The 18,142-nt window shown below is 57.4% G+C and carries 17 protein-coding genes; 8 read left to right on the top strand and 9 right to left on the bottom strand.

The annotated features are described in order from the left end of the window. Positions 1–30: 30 nt before the first annotated feature. On the top strand, positions 31–777 hold the full coding sequence (locus tag ACB032_RS03605) for an ABC transporter substrate-binding protein (protein ID WP_011706560.1): 747 nt from the start codon (positions 31–33) through the stop codon (positions 775–777). A 61-nt stretch (positions 778–838) separates the two neighbouring features. On the opposite strand, the gene ACB032_RS03600 is transcribed toward ACB032_RS03605, so the two are convergent. Beyond that, positions 839–1,852 (bottom strand): diguanylate cyclase, encoded by a 1,014-nt coding sequence (locus ACB032_RS03600; RefSeq protein ID WP_371137360.1) that lies wholly within the window; start codon positions 1,850–1,852, stop codon positions 839–841. 645 nt (positions 1,853–2,497) lie between these two features. Then, a complete protein-coding gene (locus ACB032_RS03595; protein ID WP_371137359.1) occupies positions 2,498–2,806 on the bottom strand; it encodes a hypothetical protein in 309 nt (102 codons plus the stop codon). 1,205 nt (positions 2,807–4,011) lie between these two features. Between ACB032_RS03595 and ACB032_RS03590 the strand changes: the two genes are divergently transcribed. Beyond that, positions 4,012–4,542, top strand: coding sequence for a hypothetical protein (locus tag ACB032_RS03590; RefSeq protein WP_371137358.1), 531 nt, complete (start codon positions 4,012–4,014; stop codon positions 4,540–4,542). A 257-nt stretch (positions 4,543–4,799) separates the two neighbouring features. Further along, positions 4,800–6,605: a hypothetical protein gene (locus ACB032_RS03585; RefSeq protein WP_371137357.1), complete on the top strand. Its 1,806-nt coding sequence runs from the start codon at positions 4,800–4,802 to the stop codon at positions 6,603–6,605. A 70-nt stretch (positions 6,606–6,675) separates the two neighbouring features. Here ACB032_RS03585 and ACB032_RS03580 read toward each other — a convergent pair whose 3' ends face one another. After that, on the bottom strand, positions 6,676–7,716 hold the full coding sequence (locus ACB032_RS03580) for an IS481-like element ISAs19 family transposase (protein WP_371137356.1): 1,041 nt from the start codon (positions 7,714–7,716) through the stop codon (positions 6,676–6,678). A gap of 110 nt (positions 7,717–7,826) precedes the next feature. Then, positions 7,827–8,468 carry a hypothetical protein gene (locus ACB032_RS03575; protein ID WP_371137355.1) on the bottom strand — a complete coding sequence of 214 codons (642 nt, stop codon included), beginning with the start codon at positions 8,466–8,468 and terminating at the stop codon, positions 7,827–7,829. A gap of 95 nt (positions 8,469–8,563) precedes the next feature. Between ACB032_RS03575 and ACB032_RS03570 the strand changes: the two genes are divergently transcribed. Further along, entirely contained in the window at positions 8,564–8,923 is a 360-nt protein-coding gene (locus ACB032_RS03570; RefSeq protein WP_045789446.1) for a lysozyme inhibitor LprI family protein, read from the top strand. A 232-nt stretch (positions 8,924–9,155) separates the two neighbouring features. Here ACB032_RS03570 and cysS read toward each other — a convergent pair whose 3' ends face one another. Beyond that, the gene (gene cysS / locus ACB032_RS03565) at positions 9,156–10,532 is read right to left on the bottom strand and encodes a cysteine--tRNA ligase (protein ID WP_017782367.1); all 1,377 of its coding nucleotides are present in this window, start codon (positions 10,530–10,532) and stop codon (positions 9,156–9,158) included. A 190-nt stretch (positions 10,533–10,722) separates the two neighbouring features. Between cysS and ACB032_RS03560 the strand changes: the two genes are divergently transcribed. The 3 genes from ACB032_RS03560 to lpxH are packed head-to-tail and all read left to right on the top strand — an operon-like array spanning position 10,723 to position 12,645. Further along, positions 10,723–11,220 (top strand): peptidylprolyl isomerase, encoded by a 498-nt coding sequence (locus ACB032_RS03560; RefSeq protein ID WP_005302674.1) that lies wholly within the window; start codon positions 10,723–10,725, stop codon positions 11,218–11,220. Next, on the top strand, positions 11,210–11,923 hold the full coding sequence (locus tag ACB032_RS03555; protein WP_324016820.1) for a DUF4269 domain-containing protein: 714 nt from the start codon (positions 11,210–11,212) through the stop codon (positions 11,921–11,923). The genes ACB032_RS03560 and ACB032_RS03555 overlap by 11 nt, the downstream gene beginning before the upstream one ends. After that, positions 11,920–12,645 carry a UDP-2,3-diacylglucosamine diphosphatase gene (gene lpxH / locus ACB032_RS03550; protein ID WP_101148948.1) on the top strand — a complete coding sequence of 242 codons (726 nt, stop codon included), beginning with the start codon at positions 11,920–11,922 and terminating at the stop codon, positions 12,643–12,645. The genes ACB032_RS03555 and lpxH overlap by 4 nt, the downstream gene beginning before the upstream one ends. A gap of 76 nt (positions 12,646–12,721) precedes the next feature. Here lpxH and nrfD read toward each other — a convergent pair whose 3' ends face one another. From nrfD to ACB032_RS03530, 4 genes are all read right to left on the bottom strand, one after another. Further along, positions 12,722–13,675, bottom strand: a complete 954-nt coding sequence (nrfD, locus tag ACB032_RS03545) for a cytochrome c nitrite reductase subunit NrfD (protein WP_371137354.1) — start codon at positions 13,673–13,675, stop codon at positions 12,722–12,724. Positions 13,676–13,723: 48 nt separating this feature from the next. After that, positions 13,724–14,392 carry a 4Fe-4S dicluster domain-containing protein gene (locus ACB032_RS03540; protein WP_011706569.1) on the bottom strand — a complete coding sequence of 223 codons (669 nt, stop codon included), beginning with the start codon at positions 14,390–14,392 and terminating at the stop codon, positions 13,724–13,726. Next, positions 14,389–15,018: a cytochrome c nitrite reductase pentaheme subunit gene (nrfB, locus tag ACB032_RS03535; RefSeq protein ID WP_371137353.1), complete on the bottom strand. Its 630-nt coding sequence runs from the start codon at positions 15,016–15,018 to the stop codon at positions 14,389–14,391. Before nrfB ends, ACB032_RS03540 begins: the two co-directional genes overlap by 4 nt. A gap of 149 nt (positions 15,019–15,167) precedes the next feature. Further along, positions 15,168–15,779, bottom strand: coding sequence for a c-type cytochrome (locus ACB032_RS03530; protein ID WP_021469996.1), 612 nt, complete (start codon positions 15,777–15,779; stop codon positions 15,168–15,170). 247 nt (positions 15,780–16,026) lie between these two features. Between ACB032_RS03530 and ACB032_RS03525 the strand changes: the two genes are divergently transcribed. Beyond that, the gene (locus tag ACB032_RS03525) at positions 16,027–18,141 is read left to right on the top strand and encodes an OmcA/MtrC family decaheme c-type cytochrome (protein WP_162516959.1); all 2,115 of its coding nucleotides are present in this window, start codon (positions 16,027–16,029) and stop codon (positions 18,139–18,141) included. Position 18,142: the final 1 nt, after the last annotated feature.

The following is an 18,142-nucleotide window of genomic DNA, read 5'->3' as shown; positions in this document are numbered from 1 at the left end:
ATGACGCTACACCCCACCAGGATGGCCAACATGAAAAAATGGATTGGATTCGCCGCACTCGCGTTTGTCACCCTCGCCCAGGCCAGCCCGGAGCTTGGCAAGCTGCACTACCTCACCGAAGAGTACAAACCCTACAACTTCTCCAACGAATCCGGCGCCCCCACCGGGCTTGCCGTCGAGCTGCTCCAGCAGGTCTGGCAGAAGACCAACACCCCGCAGCAACCCATCACCATCATGCCCTGGGCGCGGGGTTATTATTTGCTGACCCAGAAACCCAACGTGGTGCTCTTCTCCACCGCCCGCACCGAAGCGCGGGATCCGCTGTTCAAGTGGGCCTGCCCCATCGGCTATGCCGAGATTGTGCTGATGGGGCTGGCCAAGAGCCCGGTCAACATCGCCAAGCTGGAAGATGCCGAAAAGTACAACATAGGGGCGGTGCGGGCCGATGTGGGGGAGCAACTGCTGCTCAACAACGGCTTTGACGAGCAGAAGATCATGACCGCCAACCGCCTGCCCCAGGCGCTCAAGATGCTCACCTCGGGCCGGGTCGATCTCATCTCCACCAACAAGACCACCATGCTGGATCTGATCGCCTCCCAGCAGCTGGATCCCGCCCAGTTCAAGGTGTTCTGGATGCTGAGCTCGGAGCAGTTCTGCTTCGCCTTCAGCCACCCGGTGAGCGACGAGCTGGTCAAGGAGTTCCAGAGCGGCCTGACCCAGGTGCTGGCCAGCAGCGAGTTCCAGCAGATCCAGGCCAAGTACTTCCCCGCCCGCTGAGGGGCGGCATGAAAAAGGGGCCCGCCGGGGCCCCTTTTGTTTGCCTGACTCGCCTGCACAGTCAGCTCGGCCGACGGCGCTGGCGCTTGACCTCGTACATGCAGGCATCGGCCAGCCTCAGCGCCTCGTCCACCGTGCTGCTGGCCGGATCGATGGCCACCACCCCCACGCTGGCACCGGGGTAGTGCAGCAGGCCGGCGGGCACCTCGAGCTGCACCAGGCTCGCCTCGAACAGTCGGCGCTGAAAGCCCTGCACTGCCGCCTCCCGCGTCTCTTCGCCGCACTGTGGCCCCATCCCCACCGCCACAAACTCATCGCCCCCCACTCGCGCCAGCAGATCGCTGCCGCGCAGCACGGTTGACAGCGCCCCGGCGACCCGTTGCAGCAGCAGGTCGCCGGTGTCGTGGCCATGGGTATCATTGATGGCCTTGAAGCCATCGAGATCGATGAAGCCGAGCAGCAGCGGATGCTCGACCCGCTCGGCCAGTGAAAACAGCCGGTTGAGCTCGTGCATCAGCGCCCGCCGGTTGGGCAGCCCGGTCAGCGGGTCGCTCAGCGCCTGGCGTGACAACTCGTGGTTGGCCTGCTGCAACTGCTGCAGCAGCTGTTCGCGCTCCACCTGCTCGGCAATGAGCCGGGCAAAGAAGGCGATCAGGTGATCCGATCCCGCCATCAGCGGCTTTTGCTCGGCACTGGCGGCGCACAGGGTGCCATAGAGGGAGCCCGAAGGGGTCTGCACCGGGCAGCTCAGGTAGGTGCGAATGCCAAGGGCCCGCGCCGCCTGGGAATCCCCCCAGCAGCTCGCCACATCCTCGGTGTAGAAGCGCCCCTCGTCGAGTGCCCGCCGGCAGAGGGCATCGCCCCACTGCACCGAGCCCCCCTCGGGGATCTGCAAGGTGGCGGCGTTGCGGGCAAAGCGAATATGTTGGGTGTCGTGACCAAGGTCGATTTCGGTCAGATAGGTGGATTCAAGCCCGGTGACCGTCTCGAGCATCTCCAGCAGCGGGCGGGTCAGGCTCTCCAGATCCCGCGCCCCGGTCACCTGCAGCGACAACGCCTGCAATATTCTGTCCATGCACACCTCCCTGCTTGCATGTCTATTCCTGAAACGATAGCCAACCCCGGGGGCCCTTCACAAGCCGCGCGCCCCCGCCGTGGCACAAATTTTGCGGTTTTGGCGGCCTTTGTCGTCGAACGACCCTCGATTGTCCGGCAACGCGCTCCGTTTGCGGCCAACGCGATGCCGGCCCGATCTGAGCCGTGGTGACCGCCCCTGTCAAAGGAAGCGGCACCTGTCGTGGACGTTATTGGCTGCGGCGGCTTGGCGGTGGCGCTCATTGCCTTTGTCGGTGGCTCTGTCCCGCTATGCTCATCACTGCGCCCGGCGCTCTGCTTATCCTGCTTATCAGCCGGGTGCGGCGCTCATCTTCCATCACACCCCGGCCGCGGGTCAACCGCCGGTTGCCACTTTCCAGCAAAGGAGAAAAACCATTTAATTCTGATAGTTGCATCACTAATTTCATGGATTTGGATGGCCCCGCCGAGGCGGGTTCCGTAAGATGACCATCGGCCCCTGTTGGCCCCGAGTATTCATGGATGGTCAAGGGCGCAAGGTGGCGGCGACAGTCAGGGGCGGCAGCGTCTTTGGCAGATAGCGCGCGGACTGTGAGCCAGCCGCCCTGTTTGGCCCAACGCCCGATACGGCTTGGCACTATTCGGGTTATTTGACCCGCATCAGGCGATGGCGGATGTCACCCAGTTCGACCTGGATCACCTGGGAGCGTTGCATGGCATCCACCCGCTGCAGCATGTCGGCGCTGTACTGCTTGCGCCGCATCCACTGCATGGGCTCCTCGAAGCTGCCTTCGTTGACGATAAAGGTATCCGTGTAGGTGTCGTTCACTATGCTGACCACCCAGATGCGCTGCTGAAACTCCGAGAGTTCGGCAAAGAGCGCGGCGCCGCGGGTGGCGAGCCAGCGCCCTGCCCGAGTGATCCTGTTTTTACTGCCAACGAGCGGGTTTGCCATAAGTGATAAGGGTTGGATAAAGGACGGTTGGGCATCCTAGCATTCCAGAGGATGGGGCACCAAGCAGCGGGAGGGTCGCCTCTCCCACCACGGGATGAGGCGCAGGGTGCAATAAGCCTGTAGGGTCGATTAGCGCAGCGTAATCGTCCGTGGTCACCATCCCCCCTTGCGGGAGAGAGGTAGGGTGCCAATAAGCGAAGCGCATTGCACCGGGGAACGATCCCCTCTCCCCTTGCGGGAGACAAGTAGGGTGCCAATAAGCGAAGCGCATTGCACCGGGGAACGATCCCCTCTCCCCCTGCGGGAGAGGGTTAGGGTGAGGGGTCACTCGCCCGATTGGCATGGCTCCGCCATGCAGGACACGAGGACTCCGTCCTCGATGGGGTTTCGCCGCCGCTGCGCGGCTTGGCGAGTGACTTTGGAAAGACCCAAAGTCACCAAAAGTCTTCTCCCCCACTTGTTCGCCCTCCTGCGTCGGGTGCCCTCGGTTCAGGCAAAAGGTCTGGCGGAACGACGCAGACGGTACATCCCTGTACCGCCTGCGTCTGCGCCGTCGTCCATGACGGCGCTCCTGACCTTGTGCCCTCGCCTCGGCGAACAACAGGGGGCAACACCCAACCCGCAGCCCCGAGGCCAGTTAGCTGATCCCTATGTATTCGGGAAATAGCCATCTATTGAAATCTTGATAACTATAAAATTGTTCATAAATTATCTCTATATACAAGGCAGTCGTCGATGAGCAGCACTGAAGTTAAACCGGAATCAAAATTCGATCTACTTATCAAAAAAACCACACCTGTCTTTTTACTTGGTCATGCATATCTATTTTACGTCATATTTACATACAGCACTCACATGCATATTCTTAACTATCTTTTTGTTATACTCTGGCCATTGATAAATATTACAGTCGCCTTGGCTTTATTAATCACCATGCGATGGAAGTATTTTTCCATAAATACATTGCTCTGTACTGTTGCTATTTTTTCACCAATGTATTTGTCCCTCTATTTTAGGTGATAGACTACAGGGGCGCTTAGCAAGGCATAATCATCTGAGACAACAGCCCCCTCCTTGCGGGAAATTATTAGGGTGAAGGTGGTCAACCAGATTGGAATAATAACGCCATACAGAATACGTGGGCTACCCCAAAGTAAATCACCCTCAATATATAATCAGCAATACAAATAGGATGACAATCTATAATGGTTAACGTAACAGATAAAACTAGAGAACTGATACTTGATATCTGGGATGATGATTATTACATTGTTGCGGCAGGAGATCAGGCTCCAACAAAAGATGAGGTGATTATTCTTGGAGAGAAGTATGGAATTAAATTACCAGATGACTATATCTCTCATGCTATGGGATCGCTAGGTGGATTTTTTATAGAGGTTAAAGAGGAATTGTGGCCATATGCAGAAATATTGGCTGTGGCACCATTTTGGGAGTTTTTACGAGGTGTTTATTCTTACGCTTATAGCGAGGATGCTCCTGAATGGATGAATATACATATAGCAGCAGAACAGTTCAAAGAATTGGGTCATAATGTAATTCCAGTTCTCAAGGTTTGGGCCGATGACGGTGTCTATTGTTATAATGAAGAAGGCCAACTGGTAAAATATTTTCATGAAGAGAATACCTTCGAGCGCGTAGATAAAACCTGGTTTGAATTGATCGAGCATGAACTTAATGAACTGGCTGCAAGGAAAAATAGAAAACTTAAGAAATAGACCATCAGACAGCACGTATTCATAGTAATTAACTTAATTCAATGCCATTTCTGATAACCAGGATTTGGGGACAAGCTTGTTGCCACTAACCTTGAACAAGAATAACCGCCCCCTCCCTCACCCCATGGGGGGCCAGACATTGAGCATTCAGTCGTGATAACACCCTATTCCTCATACTTATAACTACGTTTCACCCATAGAATATACAGACTAAGTGAAAATGATTTTTCATATATCGACAGGGATGAGAACATATTATGAACATAGATAAAAATAATGTAGCACCATATCTATCAATATTACTTGCCATAAAATCAAAGAATAGTGACGAAAACTTTGATTATCATGGTGCAATTTTAAAAATATTAAATGATGAGTCAGATGGTGAGATGACAACAGGCAATACCATTATCGATAGCATAAATGAGTTAGGCTTAGTAAAAATCACTCCATATTCTGTAAGAAAAGAACCTAGCTGGTCTAAAAATATTGATATAAAAGATATTGAAAACCATGTCTTTGTTAGTTTCCTTGTAAAAGATCACTTTGCATTCTATTTTTCTGAGAAAGGCAAAAAAGATTTAATCAGGGACTACTTTGGTAGAAAAAAACTTGAACACATTTATCCAGTACCAATAAGAAAATTATATGGCAACTTCATAAACGAAGATGAGATAAAAATGTTATGGCTATTAGGAATCCATGGTCAAGGAAATTTCAAAGCTGATTCAAAAGTTTTAGGTGGGAAAAGTGTTGCTGATACACTTGACCCTCTAATAGATCAATCTTATATGATGTCTGCTGTACGAACTGAAGTGCATGGTCACAATAGAAAGAGTTCACTTGGGATAAATCCTTTTCGTTCGTCGATCTGGAGAGGACCTTGTAATGACTGGAACTCATTTGAAAATAAAACCATTGAAATTCTTGATATATTAACGTCAAATGCTAGTGAATCAGAAACACCAATAGGAATACTCTCTTACCCTATATCCAACCCTGATGATCTTAATTCGCCTTATGACTTTTCCCTTGTTGATTATGAGTTTATATCTGAAGAAGACGGCCAAGTACGAAAAGAGCTACTTAGAAAATTACAGTATGATTATTCTGCTGAGCTTACTCCATCCTTTACAGGCAAAGACATTTCATTGAAGATTACTTATCAAGGAACGCATATTGGCGATGTGTGCGTAGCCGTTAAGGTTGATGATTACAAAGTCACATTAGAGCTGAAAACACAAATCCCTATAAAAAAGAAATGTTTTGATTATTACACACGAGTATTCAGATACCCAGAGTTGATAAAGTGTTGGTTTGAATCAGGTCATGCCATTGTAAATGGAATGGTATTTAGAACTGGCTATCAAGACGTTGAATACAATAAATTCATATGGGCCGACTATGAGAACTATGATGTCACAAAAGAAAAGCCAGGAAGTGATCCCAAAAAACCTGACTTGCAGGAAACGGGAAAGAATAAATCTCTATTCTGTTGGGTTAAGAATCGTTGGAATGGTTACTGGATTGAGCCAAGCGAATTTAACACATCAGAATCTTCAAAAGGATGGTTGTACTGTGATGATGGTGCAGGAGAAAAAGCAGACTTCATCCACTACGTGGAATATAGTAATTATCACATAATATCTTTAATTCATATAAAAGCTGCTAAGAGCGCATCTCCCTTAAGGAGAATATCTGTCGGTGCACATGATATAGTATTAAACCAAGCCGTTAAAAATCTACGTTACTGCACAAGAAAAACTCTAGTTGAAGATCTCCGCCAACGGTATAGTAACTCAACAGAGAAGCTATGCTGGCATGACGGAATAAAAGCACAGCCAGAAGACTTTTTCAGCAAGATAGAATCATTAAAAGATAACAAGCATATAAAGAAACGGGTAATAGTAATACAGCCTCACACCCAGAAAAGTATCTATACATCAGTAGATAACTCTAAAATAAAAACACAGTTGGATGTGTTATTAGTTAGCGCTGAAAACGCAATCAGGTCTTCAGGGGCTGAGTTCTATATAATAGGACTAGACGATCACAGAAAATAAATTTTAATTTGAAATTTTAATTGTACAGATCTAGTTATCACCTGACACCGGCCTCAAACCGGTGTCTTGTTTACGCTACTTTAGTGCGCACTTCCTTCGGTATCAATTTCAGACCCTTCTTGAACATGCTGTAAGGCGTCTGTCCCTCCATCATCCTGCCCTGATGTGGCCGCTGGGTGTTGTAGTGCTCCAGGTAGCTATCCAGGTCTGTCTGCATTTGCTCTACCGACTCATACCAGGTCGTTCTCCCCTTGATACGGAAGTGTTCATCCAGCAAGGTTCGATGCAGCCGCTCGATAAAGCCGTTGCTCTGCGGCCTGCGCACCTTGGTAGTTCGATGCTCAATCCCCTCCAGTTGCAGGAACAGCTCGTAGGGATGATGGTCAGAGCGCCCGCAGAACTCGCGCCCGTTGTCCGACAGGATGGTATAGACCCGAGCCTCATGGGCTTCAAAGAACGGCAGCACCGTTTCGTTGAGCACATGGACAGAGGTGATTGGCAGCTTGCTGGTGTAGAGCCGTCCCCAGGCGTGGCGGCTGTAGCAGTCCAGCACGGTTTGTAGATACATCTTGCCCACGCCCTTGAGCGCGCCGACGAAGAAGGTGTCGACTGCCACCAGTTCTCCGGTGTAGTGGACCTCAATCTGACGTTCACGAAACTCGGGGCTGAAGCGCTCGAGCAGGCGAATTTGCTCGTCGTTGAGCTCAATAGTCTGCTCCCGGTGGGTTTTCTCGAGGCGCAACAAGCGGTCGTGTTTGGAGAGCAAATCATGCCGTTGCCACACGCCACGCACTCCACCCGCACTGACATTGATGCCTTGCAGAGCCAGTTCTTGGGCGACCCGCAGCGGGCCATGGGTTGGTCTGGTGAGGGAGTAATCGAGGATGGCCTGTTCAATCTCGGGCGCAACCCGGTTGGGATGAGCCTCTTTACAGCCAGGCAATTTGTCGAGCAAGCCCTCGGCGCCGTAGGTCTGGTAATTACGGCGAATTTCGTAGAACTGCTGACGGCTGTAGCCAATGAGCTTGCAGGCTTTGCTGACGTTATTGAGCTCTTTGGCGAGCTCTAGCAGGCTAAGTTTGCGACGTGCTACTTTCTCGTTGGTGGTCATACGGTGACTCCAGATAATACGGTAGGGGTACCGTTTTGTTATCCGGTTTGAAGCTGTATGACCACTCCCTCTTGTGGGCAACTGTCAGGTGAATACCATCTCCATACATTTTAATTTATATTCTCTGGTTTGTTTGCCATCTCAGCCAATCCCTTGCACTGCTCTCCCCCTGCGGCGGGATAGGCGGTGAGCGTCTCAAAGATAGTGGCGCGCAGGCTGCCGGATTGGCAGAAATTACAGCTGCCGCCAGCGTCGATATCGGTGATGCGGGCGCCTTGCGGCCCCTCCTGCACCAGATAGGTGCTGACCAAACGGTAGGTGCCGCTGGGGGCGTCGAGCGGGGTGCCCGGCTCGCCAAAGATGAAGCGCACCTTTACCTCGCTGCGATCCCTGCTGCCGGCAATGGTGCGCGACGAGAGGATCTGCGAGCCCAGCAGGTGATCCCAGGCATTGGGCAGGAAGGGGTTGCCCTCGACGAATGGGGGCTTCTCGTCCGGCGCCTCGCGAGTGGCTATCTCCCGCGCCCTAGAGGCGGCATTGAGCAGGCAGAGCAGCTCGGGGGAAACGATGTTGGGTAACGCACCGCCAAGATCGCCCTGATAGAGGCCACTCGGTTTGACCTCGCGTTCCCAGACGAGAAACTCGGCCACCTTGGCGCGAGCTTGGACCTGCATATCTTGGGCAGTGGCGGCCACAGGCAGCCCGGACGCCAGCAGAGGCAGGGCGAGAAACGGCCCCAAGTTCAGCTTCATGACGTCATCCCCTTGTTATTCTTGAAAAACAGAGCCGCCATCGGGCCGGTTTATGCCGTATATTGGCCCTCTCGCTACCACAAAGGAACAGCCTCTTGAGACTCTATCCCGCCCTGTTGCTCTTGCTGGCAACCACTGCCGTTCAGGCCGAGCAGGATTGTACTGCGCCGGTGACACAAACCGACATGAACATCTGTGCGTTTCAGGATTACCAGCAGGCCGATGCCAAGCTCAACGCCGCCTACAGGAAGCTGGTTGCAATGCTTGATAAGGACCAACTTGGCAGGCTGAAAACAGCACAGCGCGCTTGGATCACATTTCGTGATGCACAATGCCGTTACGAGGCAGGTGTCTATGAAGGAGGGACTATCGCGCCCCTCGTACATAGCAGTTGCCTCACCAATCTCACCGAGCTGCGCACCAAAGACCTGAACGCACTGCTGGACCAGCCATAATCAGAGGCTCCAACCAGGTTAGGTATGAACTTGGGGGTCTAGAAACAAACGGTTTAGCGGCACTCCGGCGAGTAATGACATGAGCCCCCCTCACCCTTGCCCTCTGCCCCCAAGGGGCGAGGGGATCAGACCGAAGGATGCCGAGGCTTCGGCAGACCACAAAAAAAACCGCAGCCCTAGGGCTGCGGTTTTTTATTGGCTCAACCGGTTGGCACCAACAGGGCCACCGGCCTTAGGCACGGCGCCAGCTGGTCTTGCCGGCGCTGTCTTCCAGCACGATACCCATCTCGGTGAGACGGTTGCGGGCGGCATCTGCCGCAGCCCAGTTCTTGTCGGCACGGGCCTGATTGCGCTGGGCGATCAGTTGCTCGATTTCGGCGACCTCTTCATCCGCTTCATCACCCTTCAAGAAGGCATCCGGATCCTGCTGCAGGATGCCGAGCACGGCGCCCAGCTCGCGCAGGCGGGCGCCCAGCGCGGCAGCAACGGCCATGTCTTCACCCTTCTGGCGGTTGATCTCGCGCACCAGATCGAACAGGGCGGAGTAGGCTTCCGGGGTGTTGAAGTCATCGTCCATCGCCTCCTTGAAGCGAGCCACCTGCTCGTCGCCACCGGCCGCAGCGGCCGCCGGCAGATCGCGCAGGGCGGTGTACATACGCTCCAGCGCGGCGCGGGCCTGCTTCAGGTTATCTTCCGAGTAGTTGAGCTGGCTGCGGTAGTGGCCAGACATCAGGAAGTAGCGGACGGTTTCGGCATCGTAGTGGGCCAGGACGTCGCGGATGGTGAAGAAGTTGCCAAGGGATTTGGACATCTTCTCTTTATCCACCATCACCATGCCGCTGTGCATCCAGGTATTGACGTAGTCGCCACCGTGGGCGCAGCAGGACTGGGCGATCTCGTTCTCGTGGTGCGGGAACTGCAGATCGGAGCCGCCGCCGTGGATGTCGAAGTGGTTGCCAAGGTGCTTGGAGTTCATGGCGGAGCACTCGATGTGCCAGCCAGGACGGCCCGGGCCCCAGGGGCTGTCCCAGGTCGGCTCGCCGGGCTTGGACATCTTCCACAGCACGAAGTCGAGGGGGTTGCGCTTGGCATCCACCACGTCGACCCGGGCACCGGCCTGCAGTTGCTCCAGATCCTGGCCGGAGAGCTTGCCGTAGTCGGCGTAGGAGTCGACGATGAACATCACATCGCCGTTGTCCGCCACGTAGGCGTGCTCTTTATCCAGCAGGGATTGCACCAGCTCGATGATCTCGCCGATGTGCTGGGTGGCGCGCGGCTCGACGTCCGGGCGCACCATGCCGAGGGCATCGAAGTCAGCGTGCATGTCGCCGATCAGGCGCTCGGTCAGATCGTCACAGGTGACGCCGGTTTCGGCGGCGCGCTTGATGATCTTGTCGTCCACGTCGGTGACATTGCGCACGTAGTTGAGCTGATAGCCGCTGTAGCGCAGGTAACGGGCCACGACGTCGAAGGCGACGAAGGTGCGGCCGTGGCCGATATGACAGTGATCGTAGATAGTGACGCCACACACATACATGCCCACCTTGCCCGGGTGGATAGGTTTGAATTCTTCTTTTTGACGAGTGAGTGTGTTGTATATCTTCAGCATCTTATGACCACTGCCTGTGAGTAAAATGGCCTGCCATTCTACCCGCATCGCGCGTAGAAAACGAGGCAGAAAACGTGCCGGATCAGGCGCACCATCTATGCCGCAGGGCCCTGATGGGCTAGAATTGCCACCACTTTATGCCATACACCTGCGGGCATCTCGTCGCCCGCATCAAATGAAAGGACATATCATGGTCACTCTGCACACCAATCACGGCGACATCACCCTCACCCTGAACGCTGAAAAAGCCCCGGAAACCGTGGCCAACTTCCTGCAATACTGCCGTGACGGTCACTACGACAACACCATCTTCCACCGCGTCATCGACGGCTTCATGATCCAGGGCGGCGGCTATGCCCCGGGCTTCGAAGAGAAAGACACCCGCGCCCCCATCAAGAACGAAGCGGCCAACGGCCTGTCCAACAAGGTCGGCACCATCGCCATGGCCCGCACCATGGAGCCGCACTCTGCCAGCGCCCAGTTCTTCATCAACGTGAACAACAACGACTTCCTTGACTTCAAATCCGCCACCACCCAGGGCTTCGGCTACTGCGTGTTCGGTGAAGTGACCGCCGGCATGGACGTGGTCAACAAGATCAAGGGCGTCAAGACCGGCAACTACGGCCGCATCCACCAGGACGTGCCGACCGAAGACGTCGTGATCACCAAGGTGACCCTTGCCGAGTGATCTCTGCCTTCTGCGAGATGAACTGACTGCGGCCCCGGCCGCAGTTTTTCCATCTGCGAAGGCCGGCCCCATCGACTGGCGCCGTCTCGACTACCTGGCCCACGGCAACCCGCGCCAACGCTCGGCTCATGCCCTGCTCACAGCCGGGGTGTGGGATGCGCTGGCAGCGCAGTGCAGCGACCTGGCGCTGGTGAGCACGGTCGCCATCGGGCTCGACCGCCCCGGCAGTGATCTCGATATCGTCTGCCGCCATCCAGAGCCGGCCGCGTTTGCCGCGACGCTGGCCGCCCAAGGCTGGCGGGTTGCGCAAAAGGGCGCTGACATCTGGCTCGCCGAGCAGATCGTCACCGGCGCCGATGGCCACCCTTGGCCCCTTGAGCTCTACCTCACCCCGGATCCCCTCGAGCGCCTCAACGGCTGGCGCCACCTCAGCCTGATGGCCGCCCTGCTTGAGCAGTTCGGCGCGGCGTTTTATCACCAAGTGCTGCGCCTGCGTCTCGAGGAAGGGCTCAAAGGGGAAGCAGCCATGTGCCACTTGCTCGGCCTTGCCGGCGACCCGTATGCCGCGCTGCTCACCCTGGAGGGCGGCGAGCTTGCCCCATTGGTGTGGCAGCCGAGGGCGATAGGCCCCCACTGCACTGCTAACTCCAATACCAGTTCCACTTCCAGCCACCTCAACAGGGCCCAGCGCACTTTCTCATGAGCACCCTCTTTATCAGCGACATTCACCTGTGTGCCCAGCGGCCCGACATGACCGCCGCCCTGGTGCGCTTTCTGGCGCACGACGCCCCCGGTGCCGATGCCCTCTATGTGTTGGGCGATCTGTTTGAATTCTGGATTGGCGACGACGATCCCAATCCCCTTCACGGCGAGGTGGCCGACGCCTTTGCGGCCCTGAGCCAGCAGGGGGTGCCCCTCTACTTCATTCATGGCAACCGCGACTTCTTGCTGGGCCAGGCCTTTGCCAAGCGCGCCGGCATGACCCTGCTGGGGGATCCGTGCGTCATCGAGCTCTACGGCGAGCGGGTGGTGCTGAGCCACGGCGATCTGCTCTGCACCCTGGATGAGGGCTACCAGAAGTTTCGCCGCATCACCCAGCTCAAATGGCTGCGCTGGCTGTTCCTGCGCCTGCCGCTCGCCCGCCGCCAGGCCATCGCCCACAAGATGCGTGGCCAGAGCCAGATGGAGAATGCCCACAAGAGCCAGACCATCATGGACGTGACCCCGGCGGCGGTGGACGAGATGCTGCGCCAGCACGACTGCCGGATGATGATCCATGGCCACACCCACAGGCCCGCCATCCACGACTTCAACCTCGACGGCCACCCGGCGCGGCGCATCGTGCTGGGGGACTGGTTCGAGCAGGGCTCGGTGCTGATCTGCCGCCCCGGCGAGCAGCGCCTCGAGCAGCGCGCGCTGATCTGATCCAGCCGACTGGCAACAATAAAAAAAGGCGGGAAGATCCCGCCTTTTGTTTGCCTGCGCTCTACCTCTATAACGGCTACATCACCGTCATCTGCCCCGCGTAGAGGATGAAGTAGCGCAGCAGCAATATCCCCACCAGGCTCAGGCTGCAGATAAGCACCAGCCGGGCCGGTTGATGGGCCTTGGCCGGACTGCCCACCAGCCCCAGCAGCTGGGGCAGCAGGATCCCCAGCCCGATGACCCCGAACCAGAACACCTGGGACCAGAAGCCGCCGCCGATGGCCGCCCACATGGCCGCTTCCCGCTGGCCGCCACCAAAGTAGAGGCCGGTGAAGAAGCAGAGCAGCAGGAACAGCTCGATGGCGACGATGGGCCGCTCGAAGCGGTGCACGAAGCTCACCCCCTGGCTGTGGCCATCCTCCCGAAACAGGGTGACCGCCAGCAAGATGGTGGAGGCTACCCCCGAGCTGATGCCGGAGACCAGAAACAGCACCGGCAGGATCGGGTTGTTGAGCATGGGGTAGGTCTTGAGCGCCGATAGCAGAAAGCCGGTGTAGGCCCCGAGCAGCACGGCCAGCAACAGCAACAGCGGCGCCAGCAGCCGCTCGAGGCGGGCGAGCCAGCCGATGAGGCCGTCTACAAAGGCGAGCCTGTCCATCAGCAGCCGTCGGCGCAGGGCCTCGATCTCGGCTCTGAACACCACCGCCAGCCAGGCGAACAGCACCGCCATGTAGATCTGGAACAGCATAACCCCCATCGACATCACGGAGTCGAACTGGTAGTGGAACATCAGCTTCCAGAAGGTCCAGGGACGGGCCAGGTGGAAGATAAGGATGAGTAACCCCAGGATCACCGAGACCGGCGCCAGAATAGCGGTCGCCTTGATGATGCCGCTCTCGCTGCCGGCTCCCTGGCGGCGCAGCAGCACCGAGAGGGTGGCCGAGCCTGCCGAGATGCCGAGCAAGAACAGGTAAATGGCGATGGGGCCATCCCACACCAGCGAGTCGAAGTGAAACGCATCATGCCACATGGTGCTTCCCTCCCGTCAGCCGGTCTGCGTCATACGGATGAGATGGGATCATGACTTCACCTCCCCTTTCGGCACCCGGTACATCTTGGGCGAAGTACCGAGGAACTGCTTGTAGCGATAGGTGGTCTCCTGCACCAGCCGTTTGGCGATGGGGCTGTTGGGATCGTCCAGATTGCCGAACACCAGCGCCTTGGTCGGGCAGGCTTCCACGCAGGCCGGCTGCTTGCCCGCCGCCAGATTGGTCTTGCGGCAGAAGTCGCACTTGTCGGCAACCCGGGTAACCGGGTTGATGAAGCGCACCTGATAGGGACAGGCGGCCAGGCAATAGCGACAGCCGACGCAGAGGTCGGGGTTGATGTCGACGATGCCATCCTCCGCCCGGATGTGGGAGGCGCCGGTCGGGCAGACGTGCACGCAGGGGGCGTTGTCGCAGTGCTGGCAGGATTTGCGAAAGAAGCGGTACTCCTGCGCCGGATACTCCCCTACCGGGCCGCTGCGCAGGATCTGCAGGCGGGCCACCCCTGCCGGCACCTGGTTCACCTCGCGGCAGGCGTCCATGCAGGCGGTGCAGCCGATGCAGGCCGTCTCGTCGTGGATCATGCCGTAGCGCACGCCCTTGATGGTCATGCTGTTGGCCAGGGCGCGCGGCGCGCCCGTCAGCAGGATCAGGGCGCCGGCGCTCATGCCCACCATGAAGTCGCGGCGGGTCGTGCTCATGCGCCCTCCTTGACGGCGCCGCCGAGGCCGGCCTCGTGCTGCTTGCGGTGACAATCGACGCATAGCTTGATGCGCGACTTCTCGGGGATCCCCACCATGGGCTCCTTGGCCGGGTGCAGCTGGTGACAGCTGGTGCAGCTGACCCGGGTGGCGTGCACGTCGTGGGCCCAGAGGGCCTTGCGCAAATCGTCCGGCTCATGGCAGCTCATGCAGACGCCGTTCTGCTGGCTCAGCGGGAAGGCGTCGTTGCCAAAGCGCATCACATCGACCATGCCGCCGCGCTGTTTACGGTGATCGGCCGACGCATTGCCGTGGCAGTTGGTGCAGGTGACCTGCTCCCCCGTGTTGGGGTTGGTGACCTGGCCATGCTTGCCGTACATCCCCTCCTCCCCGTCGTGGCACTTCTCGCACTTGGCGAAACGGGCTGCGGCCTTCTTGGCGGCGGCTTTCTTCTTTTCCGCCTTGGCCTGCCGTTCGGCCAGGGTGGGTTGTGCTGCCTGGTCGGCGCTGGATGTGGCACTCGGCGCAACTGACGTGGCATCCGCTGCCTGCGCGCTGGCCAGCGCCAGCTGACCCGCTCCCAGAGCGAGGGAGGCGAGCAGCAGCCACTTGATGATCTTTTTCATAGGAAACTCCGAAACGGTGGCACCCGCCGGGTGCCGTCTGCCCGCCTGGCAACAAAAAGGAGCTGGTGACAGCTCCTTTGACGGTCATGAACACGAGACCACACCCCGCCAGAAGCGGGGTGGCTGCGTCAACGGGAGGGGCAGCGACGTTACTGCTGGCTTGCGTAGTACTCGGCCAGCGCCTTGAGGTCGGCATCGCTCATGGCGATGATGGCCTTGTTCATCTTCTCGTCGTTGCTGCGCTTGCCGGCCTTGAACTCCTGCAGGGAGGTCAGCAGGTAGCCCTTGGGCTGGCCGGCGAGGATGGAGGCCTCGTCTTCGGCCACCGAACCCCCTTCGGAGTGGCACTTCTTGCAGCCGGAGTCGTCGTGCAGTTTCTGCCCCGCCTTGGCCAGCGCCGCATCGAACGGCTGCTTCATCGGCTTGTAGGGCAGCTCGGCATAATGCGCCGCCAACTCGTCGATCTGCTCGTCGCTAAGGCCCTTAACAATGTCGGTCATGTTCCCCTTCTTGCTGGTATCACCGGTGACATGATTAACGGTCTTGGCTGGCCGGCCGTCCAGGTAGGTGCGCATCTGCTCGGCAAGATTTGATTCTGCCAGCCCTGCAATAGTCGGAATATCGTTCTGGGTGCTGATCCCCTGATTTCCATGACATGAGTTACATGTATCCACTAATGAGTCCAGGCTGGCATGTGCGGTGCCAATAGAGCCCAAAAGCAACGACAGTCCCAGTATTTCCAGCTTCACACTGCGTTTCATTTCTTATCCCTCTTCCAGAAAAGGTCTATAAACCCCAGTAAAAACAGACATTTTTATACTCAAGGTTGATTTTCGATCCGTTTTTGAGACTTAGATCAACGCTGTCTAATATATAAACCTTACAATTAAGATGGAAATGATTTATACCGTATTTAGTCCTCTTTTGACCCTTAAGTGGTATCTTTTTGGGAATTTTTTGAGCTGGTTCATATATGGAACAATAAGTCCGATAAAAAAGGATAAAACAATGAAATACTGGAAAGTATTGGTGGCTGCAGCAATGGTGTTCACCCTCTCCTCCTGTGGGGGCGGCGGTGATGGCAATGACCAGACGGATCCACCTCCCCCTCCTCCGGGAACCCCAGATTCGCTGGTGATCTCGGCCTCCACCCCACAACTTGGCGAGAGCGGTCAGCTCTCGGTGCAATTCAAGGTAACCGACAAGCAAGGCAAGGGTTATGAGCTGGGAACCACCCTTCCCTCCTTCACCCTGGCCAAGGTGATCCCCGGCCGCGACGCCAAACGGGAAGACCCTGTCATCTGGAAGAGCTTCATCTACAGTACCAAGAACAACCGGCCCACCGGCGAGAACGGCGGCAAGCTGGAAGCCCTTGGCAATGGCCAGTACCGCTACACCTTCTCCTTCAATGCCACCACGGTGCGCGACCCTTATCCGAGCGATTCGCAGGACAACAACGGCTTGATCCGCTGGGATGAGGCAGCGACGCACCGCCTCGGCATCTACTTTGGCGGCAGCAACGGCATTCCGGTCACCGACTATGTGCTGGACTGGGTACCGGCCGGCACGCCGCCGCTGCTGACCCGCGACATCCTGGAGCAGCAGAGCTGCGACAGCTGCCACATGAAGCAGCCTATCCACCACAGCAACCGGGCCGATCCCAAGCTCTGCGTCACCTGCCACAACGAGAGCGTGCCCGGCAGCGGACGGGGCGATCTGACCACCCTGGTGCACAAGCTGCACGGCAACCTGGATGCGACCGCCACCAAGCTGGTGAGCCACTTCCCGCAGGATCCGCGCAACTGCGACACCTGCCACAAGGGCGTCACCCCGACCACCCCGGATGCCAACAACTGGCAGCACGCCCAGGAGAAACCCTGCGGTGCCTGCCACGCGGACTCCACCACGGCGACCGGCTACGTCAGCCACATCAACGGCAAGATCACCAGCGGCACCCTCTGTACCCAGTGCCACGCCGAGACCCCCGGCAACACCAAGTCCCCCAGCAGCGTGCACATGGGCTACCTCGCCAACGAGGCTGCCGGTCGCGACAAGCTGGTGTTCAAGTTTGACGACGTGCGCTACGCCGCGCCCAACATTGAGGTCGAGCTGACCGTGACCGCCAACGGCACGCCGGTCGAGACCATGGACGGGGTGCTCAAGTACATCAAGTACGGCGATCTGGCCAAGGCTCCCTACGTGCTGGTCAACTGGGATCAGGGCAGCGGCTTCGAGCTGGGCTACACCAACCCGCAGACCTTCGTCGCCGGCAACAAGATTGACTTCACCAAGTGCGAAAGCCAGGGCGGCGGCAGCTTCCTGTGCCGCAAAGAGGTGGGTAACGAGGTGACCGGCACCCTGGCGGCCACGGTCGCCGAACTGCAGGTGTGCGTGGCCCGCAAGGCGGATCGCAACGGTGCCTTCGCCGCCGGGGATCTGCTCCCCTGCAGCAGCACCGCCAGCGCCCTCTCCTACGTGGCCATCAACCCGGTCAAGGCCTACTTCCGGGTCGAAGGCGGGGTCGACGGCAGCTATGTGCTCAAGGCAGGGGCGGATCTGGCCTCCTGCAACGGCTGTCACAAGGATCTGGCTGTCCACACCGAGGGCAACGCGGGCTCGGCCCACGCCTCCAAGGACTTCGCCCAGTGCACCAGCTGTCACAACGCCACCCGCACCTCCTTCTATGCGGGTGTACCGGGGGATCTGAAGTACCACGTGCACTCCTTCCACGCCTTCGGCTCCCATCGCAGCGGTGATGCCACCTTCCCGGGCAAGCTGAACAACTGCGAGTCCTGCCATACCAAGGGTCAGTACAACCTGCCCAACCAGCAGAACGAACGACCCTCGCTGGTGGCGACCACGGCGGACAACAAGCAGCCCAAGTTCTTCAGCCCGACCCTGGTGGTCTGCGCCAGCTGCCACCTCAAGTCGCCGCTGGGGCTGGTCAAGCCGGACAACCCGGTCGCCGGGGATGAGTGGGCCACCCACATGAAGAACAACGGCGCCATCTTTGGTGCAGAGACGATAGAGGCCGCCACCGGAGTTGAACAGTGCGCGTCCTGCCATGCCGTCGGGCAGGAGCAGGGCGTCGACAAGGTTCACAAGGTGTATGACTTCCGTTGAG

The organism is Aeromonas sp. S5(2024) (assembly GCF_041403025.1).
Classification (GTDB): Bacteria; Pseudomonadota; Gammaproteobacteria; order Enterobacterales; family Aeromonadaceae; genus Aeromonas; species Aeromonas hydrophila.
This window is presented reverse-complemented; position numbering and strand designations above follow the sequence as displayed.

What these genes read in the sequence shown, in the direction of transcription:
- ACB032_RS03605 (WP_011706560.1), top strand. Translation starts at nt 31, where the DNA reads ATGAAAAAATGGATTGGATTCGCCGCACTCGCGTTTGTCACCCTCGCC.
- ACB032_RS03600 (WP_371137360.1), bottom strand. Translation starts at nt 1,852, where the DNA reads ATGGACAGAATATTGCAGGCGTTGTCGCTGCAGGTGACCGGGGCGCGG.
- ACB032_RS03595 (WP_371137359.1), bottom strand. Translation starts at nt 2,806, where the DNA reads ATGGCAAACCCGCTCGTTGGCAGTAAAAACAGGATCACTCGGGCAGGG.
- ACB032_RS03590 (WP_371137358.1), top strand. Translation starts at nt 4,012, where the DNA reads ATGGTTAACGTAACAGATAAAACTAGAGAACTGATACTTGATATCTGG.
- ACB032_RS03585 (WP_371137357.1), top strand. Translation starts at nt 4,800, where the DNA reads ATGAACATAGATAAAAATAATGTAGCACCATATCTATCAATATTACTT.
- ACB032_RS03580 (WP_371137356.1), bottom strand. Translation starts at nt 7,716, where the DNA reads ATGACCACCAACGAGAAAGTAGCACGTCGCAAACTTAGCCTGCTAGAG.
- ACB032_RS03575 (WP_371137355.1), bottom strand. Translation starts at nt 8,468, where the DNA reads ATGAAGCTGAACTTGGGGCCGTTTCTCGCCCTGCCTCTGCTGGCGTCC.
- cysS (WP_017782367.1), bottom strand. Translation starts at nt 10,532, where the DNA reads ATGCTGAAGATATACAACACACTCACTCGTCAAAAAGAAGAATTCAAA.
- ACB032_RS03560 (WP_005302674.1), top strand. Translation starts at nt 10,723, where the DNA reads ATGGTCACTCTGCACACCAATCACGGCGACATCACCCTCACCCTGAAC.
- lpxH (WP_101148948.1), top strand. Translation starts at nt 11,920, where the DNA reads ATGAGCACCCTCTTTATCAGCGACATTCACCTGTGTGCCCAGCGGCCC.
- nrfD (WP_371137354.1), bottom strand. Translation starts at nt 13,675, where the DNA reads ATGTGGCATGATGCGTTTCACTTCGACTCGCTGGTGTGGGATGGCCCC.
- ACB032_RS03540 (WP_011706569.1), bottom strand. Translation starts at nt 14,392, where the DNA reads ATGAGCACGACCCGCCGCGACTTCATGGTGGGCATGAGCGCCGGCGCC.
- nrfB (WP_371137353.1), bottom strand. Translation starts at nt 15,018, where the DNA reads ATGAAAAAGATCATCAAGTGGCTGCTGCTCGCCTCCCTCGCTCTGGGA.
- ACB032_RS03530 (WP_021469996.1), bottom strand. Translation starts at nt 15,779, where the DNA reads ATGAAACGCAGTGTGAAGCTGGAAATACTGGGACTGTCGTTGCTTTTG.
- ACB032_RS03525 (WP_162516959.1), top strand. Translation starts at nt 16,027, where the DNA reads ATGAAATACTGGAAAGTATTGGTGGCTGCAGCAATGGTGTTCACCCTC.